Genomic DNA, 8,372 nt, shown 5'->3' on the forward strand with positions numbered 1-8,372 from the left:
ACTGCGCACCTTCAATATTGTCATGGCGCTGCTCTTGATCGCGAGCGCGCTGCCCTTCGACTTTAGTCCAACAACGTCCCGAAGGCTTTGGGTGGCCGTCTCGTCGTACGAACTGCCTATTGTTTGTAGGCTGCCCGTTAGATAATCAGTGGCTTCCTTCCGGGCGCTCAGCGAATCACTTAGTTTGCCGACGTTCATAAGTTGAAGGTTCGTCAGACCTCACTGATTGCACTGAATAAATTCGACAAGAAACGATCCATGCTTCGCGCCCGCCCGCAAATTTCGGGATGTGTTTAGCGCGCGGAACAAAGTCACTGGTCGGACAATCAGCGGCCGCCCTTCGAATTATGGTCGTTTTTATCACATGTGTCCGATGCCGCATTTGTTGTAGATCTCGTTGCGAGTGCCATCCCCGTTCCATCCTGCTCCGTCCTGCAAAGTGTTTTCTGATGATCTCACTCAGAGACTTGACAGTAACCCAGCGCACCATGCTGGCAGCCGGGGGCACGGCGGTTCTTGTCATTCTCGCGATGCTTCTCGCCGCCTCCGACTTGGACCTCACCCCTTTCCGCACGCTGCGTGAAGTTCATTTCAGCGGAGATGGAACGGTCGTCGAGACGCGCTACAATCCCATCGCCCTGCTCGGCATCGCAGCCATCGGCGTGGCTGTGCTGGCGCTTCTCGGATTGATTCTGCTCGGTTTCGTGCGCCTGCTTTCGAATGTCTTCGGCGGCGCGTTCGGCGGCAGCAGCAAAGCCGTGATGCAGGCCAGCAGCAAGCTCGATCAAGAGCTCTCGAAAGTTCTCGGCAGCATCCGAGCTCACATCACGACCAACGACAGCTACGCCAAATCGCTAGCCAATGCTCAGGCGCGCCTCGGAGCGCTCCCCGAATCCGAGCAAGTGCGCGTGATCGTGAGCTTGCTGGTCGCGGAAAACGAGCGCATGCGGAACGACAGCAATGCGCTCAAAACCCGGCTTGAAGATTCGCAAAAGCAGATCCAGTCACTGCGGTCGAGCCTGACCGAAGCCGAGGAAGTGGTCCTGAAGGACCCTCTGACGGGCACCGGCAACCGGCGTCAGTTCGATGTGACCATGGAAAAGGCCATCCAAGAGTGCCAGACCAAAGTCACGCCGCTGTCCCTCGTCATGTGCGACATCGACCACTTCAAGAGGGTCAATGACGCGTTCGGCCATCAAGTCGGCGACGAGCTCATCAAGATGTTCGCGCGCGTCATCGAGGGCAGTGTGCGCGACGCCGATACCGTGATCCGCTATGGCGGCGAGGAATTCGCCGTTATCCTGCCTATGACGGACCAGGACGGCGCGCGCGTCATAGCAGAGCGGATCCGGCGTCAGTTCGAAAGCAAGCGGCTGACCATCCGCGAGACAAATCAGAAGATCGGCCAGCTCACGGCATCATTCGGCGTCGCCCAGTATCGCACCGGCGACGATGTGGAAGCGCTGGTGCAACGCGCCGACGCAAAGCTCTACGACGCCAAATCCTCGGGACGCAACCGCGTTGCCGTCTTCGGCGAGTGACCACGGCCCCCGTCAGACGACCGCTGAACGCGATGAACTGGGCTGTCTGCCGCCGGTGATCCGGGTTTCGCCGGCCGGTGCCGCACCTGTCACCTTGGCGTAGGCTTCGATAGGCAGGGGCTTGCCGATCAGGTAGCCCTGGACCTCGTTGCATCCCTGCTGCTGCAGCTCCGCGAGCTGCGCCTCGGTCTCAACGCCCTCGGCCACCACGGGCCGGCCCAGAGCCCGGCCGAGCCCCATGATCGTGCTGACGATGGCGGCGGCATCCTTGTTGCTCACCATGTCCTCGATGAAGCTGCGGTCGATCTTGATGCGATCGAACGGGAACGAACGGAGCGTGCTGAGCGACGAGTAGCCGGTGCCGAAGTCGTCCATCGCCACGCCGACGCCCAGGGCCTTCAATTTCTGCAACGTCCGCAACGCCGTTTCGGAATCGTAGATGAACAGGCTTTCCGTGACCTCGAGCTCGAGCCTCGAGGGATCCACCCCGGTGCCCATGAGCGCGCTTTCGACCAGGTGTGCAAAATCCGCGTGTACGATCTGCGCCGGAGAAACGTTGACCGCGACGCGCAGATGGCTCGGCCATTTGGCTGCCTGCTCCAGGGCCTGCAGCAGCACGAACGCTCCGATATCTCCGATCGCACCACACGCCTCGGCGGCGGGAATGAACTTGTTCGGGGGCACGTACCCATGGATCGGATGGTTCCAGCGCAGCAGCGCCTCGAAGCCCTTCACCGTACAGGTGCTCGCGTCCGCCTGCGGCTGGAAAACCAGAGAGAGCTGGCCCGCCACGACGGCCATGGCAACGTCGCGCTCGAAGGCCCGGCGCGCGCGCGCTTCTGCATCGATCTTCGCCGTATAGAATGCGTGTCCCGCGCGTCCGGAGAGCTTGACCTCCGCCAAGGCGGCATCTGCCTTGGCAACCAATGCATCGAAGTCCGTTCCATCGTGGGGAAAGCGGGAAATGCCGATCGAAACGCCAATCCGCACCACCGCTTCGCCTTCGAGGCGATATGGCTTGCCGAGCGCCTTTTCCAGGGCCGCGACTGCAGCCGCGAGCGCGGCCTCGTCGCCACTGTTGGTCTTTACGATCAAGAATTCATCCGCGCCGAGCCTCGCTGTGAGGTCGGCGTCGTCACACGTGGTGCGGATGCGAGCGGCAACGGCTCGCAAGAGCTGATCGCTGATCTTGTGACCGCGCGTGGCGTTGATGACGCGGAAGCCGTTGATGTCGACGTAGATCAGAGCCACCTCCTTGCTGCACTCACTGGCGCGCGCAAGGATCTCGGGGAATTTCTCTGCGAGCAGGGCTCTGTTGGCAAGCCCCGTCAGCGGATCGACATAGGCGAGGCGCCGCATTCGACCTTGCGTCGCCCAGTGCTCGATTGCGATCGCGCACAAATGCGCGCAGTGATCGACGATGCGTTTCTCAAGGCTGCTCGCCCGCCGCGCCCGGCGGAAATAGAAGGCGAACGTGCCGACGACGCGATCCTGATGGGATTTGATCGGGCTCGACCAGCATGCCTTGAGACCGAGCGACAGGGCTGCATCCCTGAAATCGGCCCAGCGCGGATCGGACTTGATGTTGACGACCTCGACGGGATGGCCGAAGTAGGCCGCACTGCCGCAGGAGCCGACCATGGGGCCGATGGCGGCTCCGTCGATCCCTTGCGAGTAGGCGTCGGGGAGCGACGGCGCCGCGAGCGGGCGCAGGCGTCCGGAAGAGTCGACCCGCAAGACAGAGCAGATGGCGTTGGGGGCAACCTCCTGGGCGCGCGTGCAGAGAAGATGCATGACATCGGCCAGCGCGTCGCCGGAAGCGATCCGGACGAGAATCTCGTGCTGGATGTCTTTGAGCCGGTCTTCGACGTTCCGGCCGCGCGATTTCCTGCCGCTCACCGTGTCCCTCTCCCGCCATCTCTCCAGAGGCTTGGGGGCACCCTTTCAGCCGCTCCGCACCGGAGACGAGACCTCCTTGGGCGGCTCTGGGATACGCCGGGATATTTATCCCATGGCAACGGTTGCCGAAGTTATAATTCGTTTGTGCAAACAGTAGGCACAGTTCGTATTCTAATATTCCGTATTAAGATATGAGCGCGCCTTGCATTGCCTGGCGCCGTTTTCTCCCGCCGATGCTGCGGTTCCGGCCCGTTAACGGCTCGTTCATCTCAAAAGTGCGAAACCGCAACAGGGCTGCTCCAGCGAGCTGCCGCGCCTGTGATGCGTGGAGGGAACTCGCATGACGAGATTTCTGCGACTGGCCGCTTCCGGTCCGGCCTATGGACTGCGGTTGATCATGCGATCCTTGTTTGCCAGCCCGGCCCAGTCCACCGTCCGCGAGACGCAGGACAGCAATCGCGCCGCCAATGCAGCGCTCGACCGGGTCGAGCTCTAGGGTCCCGGCGTTGCAGGCCCGGTATCCCCGAGCCTGCATGTTTCGTGTGTCAGAGGCAGCCCAATCCCGGGTAGCCGCAGACATATAGATCCAGCATCTTGTTGACGCAGCACGCCTGGTCCGCTCCGCAGCGCCACGTCTTGCTCTTTCCAGCCGTGGTCTTGGCCTTGCAGGTCTTGAAGCCCTTGGCCGCAACTGCCGCCGACTGCTCCGGGGCCCGGAGCGCATCGAATGCCAACGTACCGGCGAGGGCCAGAACGGCGGCGAGGCCCAAGGAGACGATTGCGCGTTTCATATCAACACTCCCAATAGTTGTTTGCGCAATTCCAGGATGCTCCCAAACGGCGCACCTTACCAGCGTTGCCTCTGCAATAACGACAGCCCGCCCTCGAGGCGCGGACTTTGCGCAACAAGGAGCGGGCTGTCATCTGACCGTCGAAAAACGCGGCTTGCTTCGTTCTAGTTGCGTCCCTTGTCGACCAGCTTGTTCTTGGCGATCCAGGGCATCATGGCGCGCAGCTTGGCGCCGACCTCTTCGATCTGGTGGCTGTCGTTCAAGCGGCGGATGCCTTTGAAGCGCGCGGCGCCGGCCTTGTACTCCTGCATCCAATCGGAGGTGAACTTGCCGGTCTGGATGTCGGCGAGAACGCGCTTCATCTCGGCCTTGGTCTCGGCGGTGATGACGCGCGGCCCGGTCACGTACTCACCCCACTCGGCCGTGTTGGAGATCGAGTAGTTCATGTTGGCGATGCCGCCCTCGTAGATCAGGTCGACGATCAGCTTCACTTCGTGGAGGCACTCGAAGTATGCCATCTCAGGCGCGTAGCCGGCTTCCACAAGCGTCTCAAAGCCGGCACGGATCAGCTCGACAAGGCCGCCGCAGAGCACCGCCTGCTCACCGAACAGGTCGGTCTCGCACTCTTCCTTGAACGTGGTCTCGATGACACCCGACCGGCCGCCACCGACGCCCGAGGCGTAGGAGAGAGCGATGTCGTGTGCATTACCCGACGCATCCTGATGGATGGCGATCAAGCACGGCACGCCGCCGCCCTTCTGATACTCACCGCGCACCGTGTGGCCGGGCCCTTTCGGCGCGATCATGATGACGTCGATCGTCGACTTCGGCTCGATCAGATTGAAATGAATGTTGAGACCATGTGCGAACGCGACCGCCGCACCATCGCGGATATTGGGGGCGATCTCCGAACGGTAGATGTCGGCCTGGAGCTCATCCGGCGTCGCCATCATCATCAGGTCGGCCCAGGACGCGGCCTCGGCGACCGAAAGCACGTGCAGGCCGTCGGCCTCGACCTTCTTCGCGGTCGGCGAGCCCGGCTTCAGCGCAATGCGGATGTCCTTGACGCCGGAATCCTTGAGGTTCAGCGCGTGCGCGCGGCCCTGGCTGCCATAGCCGACGACGGCAACTCTCTTCGACTTGATCAGATTAATGTCGGCATCACGATCGTAATAGACGCGCATCGGTCTCTCTTGCGGTTCGGTTTGCGATTAACGGTGAGTGGAGGCGGCGTATGCGGCGCCCGGAATTGGTCGGAGAGCGGGCGCCCCCGAAAAGCTGGCGGACGTTACACCGGCGGTCGGCGCCGATTCAACCGGCAAAAAGGCGGGATCTGCGACCGCGCGGTCTCGCCTCGGCCGATTTGCGGCGCCCAACCACCCGCGTCCGGTGCTGCGGAGGATTAACGTATCCGAAAGGCGCCGTGCGCGAGAATAGGCCGGAATCGCCATTCTGACAGCGTTCTCGCCATGCATCATTTTCGACAAGCAGCTCTTGTTGGCATTTTCGGCCTCGCCTCGGCGCTCGCGGGCTGTGGCGACAGCGGGGGCGGGAGTACGTCCAAGGCTTCCGACGCGCGCGGCGTGATCGTCAGCGCCTCCGATTGCGTCTCGTTCGGCGCCGATGCGGTCCAGGCCTGCTCGGCCGCGATCGAGCGGGCGGTGGCGAGCCACGAGGCTTCCTCCGCCTCCTACAGCAATATCGAGGCTTGCGAAGGCGCGGTCGGCCTCAACCAGTGCGAGCGCTCCGCATCGGGCAAGTATCGCGCGCGGCTGTCCGCATTCATGGTGACGGTCGGCGGAGATCAGGCGCGCGCCGAGCCGCTCTATCCGGTCAAAGACGGCGGCGTCGGCTTCCAGACCGCGAGCGCCAGCAAGCTCATGGCCACCGACCGGAGCGTGACCTTCTCGCGTCTCGCCCTTTCGGTCGCGGAGTCGCAAGCCAGCTCCGGCAAGAAGGGCAAGGGTAAGCTCTACTGAGCGACGACGGCTCATCACATCGCTACCGCGCCGCGGCCGATAGCAGCGATACCGGTGCGTGAAACCTCGACCAGGCCAAGCTCCGTCATCAACTGAATGAAGGTCTCGATCTTGCCGGGCTTGCCGGTGACCTCGAAGACGAAGTGCTCGATCGACGTGTCGACGACCTGGGCGCGGAAGATCTCTGCCATGCGCAGCGCCTCGATGCGCTTCTCACCCTTGCCTGCAACCTTCACCAGCGCCAGCTCGCGCTCCAGCGACACGCCCTCGGACGTGAGATCGCGCACGCGGTGGATGGGGACGAGGCGCTCAAGCTGATGCTTGATCTGCTCTAGAACGGCAGGCGTGCCACGCGTGATGATGGTGATGCGGGAGAGATGCTTCTCGTGTTCCGTCTCCGTCACCGTCAAGCTGTCGATGTTGTAGCCGCGGCCCGAGAACAACCCGATCACGCGCGCGAGCACGCCCGGCTCGTTGTCGACGAGCACCGAGAGCGTGCGCGTTTCGACCTCCTGCTTCAGCGCCGGGCCAGCGTAGTGGGTCTGCGGGTTGGTATTGATCATTGGGGCTTCTTCTCTTTGGATTTCTCTCGCTCGTGCGCTCTCACGGCTTCCGGGAAGACGATGGTGAGAAACACGGGAAGACCGTGCTCGTCGGTCAGCTTCTTCACGTTTTCGGCGTAGGCTTGCGATTTCTGATACTGGCCGAAGGCCTGCGCGACACGCCGGCCCATGCTTTCGGCCAGCATATGTGGCGTCGGCACGCCCGCTTTCTCCAACGCGTCGGGCGGCATGCGGGAGTAAACCTGGATGAGCGTCCGCGTCTCGAGGTAGTCCTGCACGATGCAGGCCTCAAAGCCTTCGCCATAAGTCGAGGCCAGGCTGTGGGTCTTGTAGCAATTCTCGATCAGCTCGTAGGCCGCCTTGGCGCCGCGCGCACGGTGCAGGCGGCCGAGACGCTCGGCAGCGCCTTTGATTCCCGCAATCTGGTCCCAGGCCGGCTTCTCCGATGCCGCGTCCGGCGTCTGGCCGACGGCAGGCGCGACGTGCGCACCGGCGCCAACCAGTGCCGCCGTGGCGACCGCAAATGCGGCGCGACGCTCCCGGGCGAACCGCCTCACACCAGCACCTTGCCTTCCTTGCCGATCGCCTTCTGCACATCTTCGTCCGAGACGTTCTCTCCGAGCAGCATCTCGTTGTGCGCCTTGCCGGACGGGATCATCGGGAAGCAGTTGGCAAGCTTGGCGACGCGGCAATCGAAGATCACCGGGCCCTTGTGATTGATCATCTCGCGGATGGCGTCGTCGAGATCGGCGGGGTGGTCGCAGCGCATGCCCGTCCATCCGTAGGCGTCGGCCAGCTTGACGAAATCGGGGAGCGCCTCGGTGTAGCTTTCAGACAGACGGTTGCCGTGCAGAAGCTGCTGCCACTGGCGCACCATGCCCATGTACTCGTTATTGAGGATGAACACCTTGACCGGCAGGCGATATTGGACCGCGGTCGAGCACTCCTGGATGTTCATCAGGATGGAGGCGTCGCCGGCAACGTCGATGACGAGCGCCTTGGGATGCGCGAGCTGCACGCCGATGGCGGCGGGGAGCCCATAGCCCATGGTGCCGAGACCGCCGGACGTCATCCAGCGGTTCGGTTCCTCGAAATTGATGAACTGCGCCGCCCACATCTGGTGCTGACCGACCTCGGTCGTGATGTACGTGTCGCGATCCTTGGTGAGCTCGTTGAGGCGCTGGCAGGCGTACTGCGGCATGATGAACTCGGACGAGTTCTTGTAGGCGAGCGACTTCCTGGCACGCCAGCCGTCGATCTCCTTCCACCACGACTTCAGCGCCGCCTTGTCGACCTGCGGCGCCTTGGTCTTCCAGACGCGCAGCATCTCCTCGAGCACATAGGCGCAATCGCCGATGATCGGCAGATCGGCATGGATGTTCTTGTTGATCGACGACGGGTCGATGTCGACGTGGATCTTCTTCGAGCCGGGCGAGAAGGCGTCGATGCGGCCAGTGATGCGGTCGTCGAAGCGCGCGCCGATGTTGATCATGACGTCGCAGTCATGCATCGCCAGGTTGGCTTCGTAGGTACCGTGCATGCCAAGCATGCCGAGCCACTGCTTGTCGGACGCGGGATAAGCGCCGAGGCCCATCAGGG

At 62.8% G+C, this 8,372-nt stretch carries 10 protein-coding genes; 3 read left to right on the plus strand and 7 right to left on the minus strand.

Going from position 1 to position 8,372, the window contains the following annotated elements:
- Positions 1-198: hypothetical protein (locus tag QZV93_RS16780; protein WP_295559778.1), on the minus strand; the 198-nt coding region annotated here is incomplete at its 3' end.
- Positions 199-449: 251 nt separating this feature from the next.
- Here QZV93_RS16780 and QZV93_RS16785 point away from each other — a divergent pair.
- Positions 450-1,541: a diguanylate cyclase gene (locus QZV93_RS16785; protein WP_295559779.1), complete on the plus strand. Its 1,092-nt coding sequence runs from the start codon at positions 450-452 to the stop codon at positions 1,539-1,541.
- A gap of 12 nt (positions 1,542-1,553) precedes the next feature.
- On the opposite strand, the gene QZV93_RS16790 is transcribed toward QZV93_RS16785, so the two are convergent.
- The gene (locus tag QZV93_RS16790; RefSeq protein ID WP_295559781.1) at positions 1,554-3,440 is read right to left on the minus strand and encodes an EAL domain-containing protein; all 1,887 of its coding nucleotides are present in this window, start codon (positions 3,438-3,440) and stop codon (positions 1,554-1,556) included.
- 340 nt (positions 3,441-3,780) lie between these two features.
- Here QZV93_RS16790 and QZV93_RS16795 point away from each other — a divergent pair, with 340 nt between their 5' ends.
- Entirely contained in the window at positions 3,781-3,936 is a 156-nt protein-coding gene (locus QZV93_RS16795; protein WP_295559783.1) for a hypothetical protein, read from the plus strand.
- 49 nt (positions 3,937-3,985) lie between these two features.
- Here the strand turns inward: QZV93_RS16795 and QZV93_RS16800 are convergent, their stop codons facing one another.
- On the minus strand, positions 3,986-4,231 hold the full coding sequence (locus tag QZV93_RS16800; RefSeq protein ID WP_295559784.1) for a hypothetical protein: 246 nt from the start codon (positions 4,229-4,231) through the stop codon (positions 3,986-3,988).
- A 164-nt stretch (positions 4,232-4,395) separates the two neighbouring features.
- Positions 4,396-5,415 (minus strand): ketol-acid reductoisomerase, encoded by a 1,020-nt coding sequence (gene ilvC / locus QZV93_RS16805; RefSeq protein ID WP_295559786.1) that lies wholly within the window; start codon positions 5,413-5,415, stop codon positions 4,396-4,398.
- 285 nt (positions 5,416-5,700) lie between these two features.
- Between ilvC and QZV93_RS16810 the strand changes: the two genes are divergently transcribed.
- Positions 5,701-6,210, plus strand: coding sequence for a DUF1190 domain-containing protein (locus tag QZV93_RS16810; RefSeq protein WP_295559787.1), 510 nt, complete (start codon positions 5,701-5,703; stop codon positions 6,208-6,210).
- A 14-nt stretch (positions 6,211-6,224) separates the two neighbouring features.
- Here the strand turns inward: QZV93_RS16810 and ilvN are convergent, their stop codons facing one another.
- From ilvN to QZV93_RS16825, 3 genes are all read right to left on the minus strand, one after another.
- Positions 6,225-6,773, minus strand: a complete 549-nt coding sequence (ilvN, locus tag QZV93_RS16815; protein ID WP_295559789.1) for an acetolactate synthase small subunit — start codon at positions 6,771-6,773, stop codon at positions 6,225-6,227.
- Positions 6,770-7,330, minus strand: coding sequence for a hypothetical protein (locus QZV93_RS16820; RefSeq protein ID WP_295559791.1), 561 nt, complete (start codon positions 7,328-7,330; stop codon positions 6,770-6,772). The genes ilvN and QZV93_RS16820 overlap by 4 nt, the downstream gene beginning before the upstream one ends.
- A partial coding sequence (locus QZV93_RS16825) for a thiamine pyrophosphate-dependent enzyme (RefSeq protein WP_295559792.1) occupies positions 7,327-8,372 on the minus strand: 1,046 nt, incomplete at its 5' end. The genes QZV93_RS16820 and QZV93_RS16825, both read right to left, overlap by 4 nt.

Origin of the sequence: uncultured Hyphomicrobium sp. (assembly GCF_902826555.1) — a bacterium.
Lineage (GTDB): Bacteria > Pseudomonadota > Alphaproteobacteria > Rhizobiales > Hyphomicrobiaceae > Hyphomicrobium_C.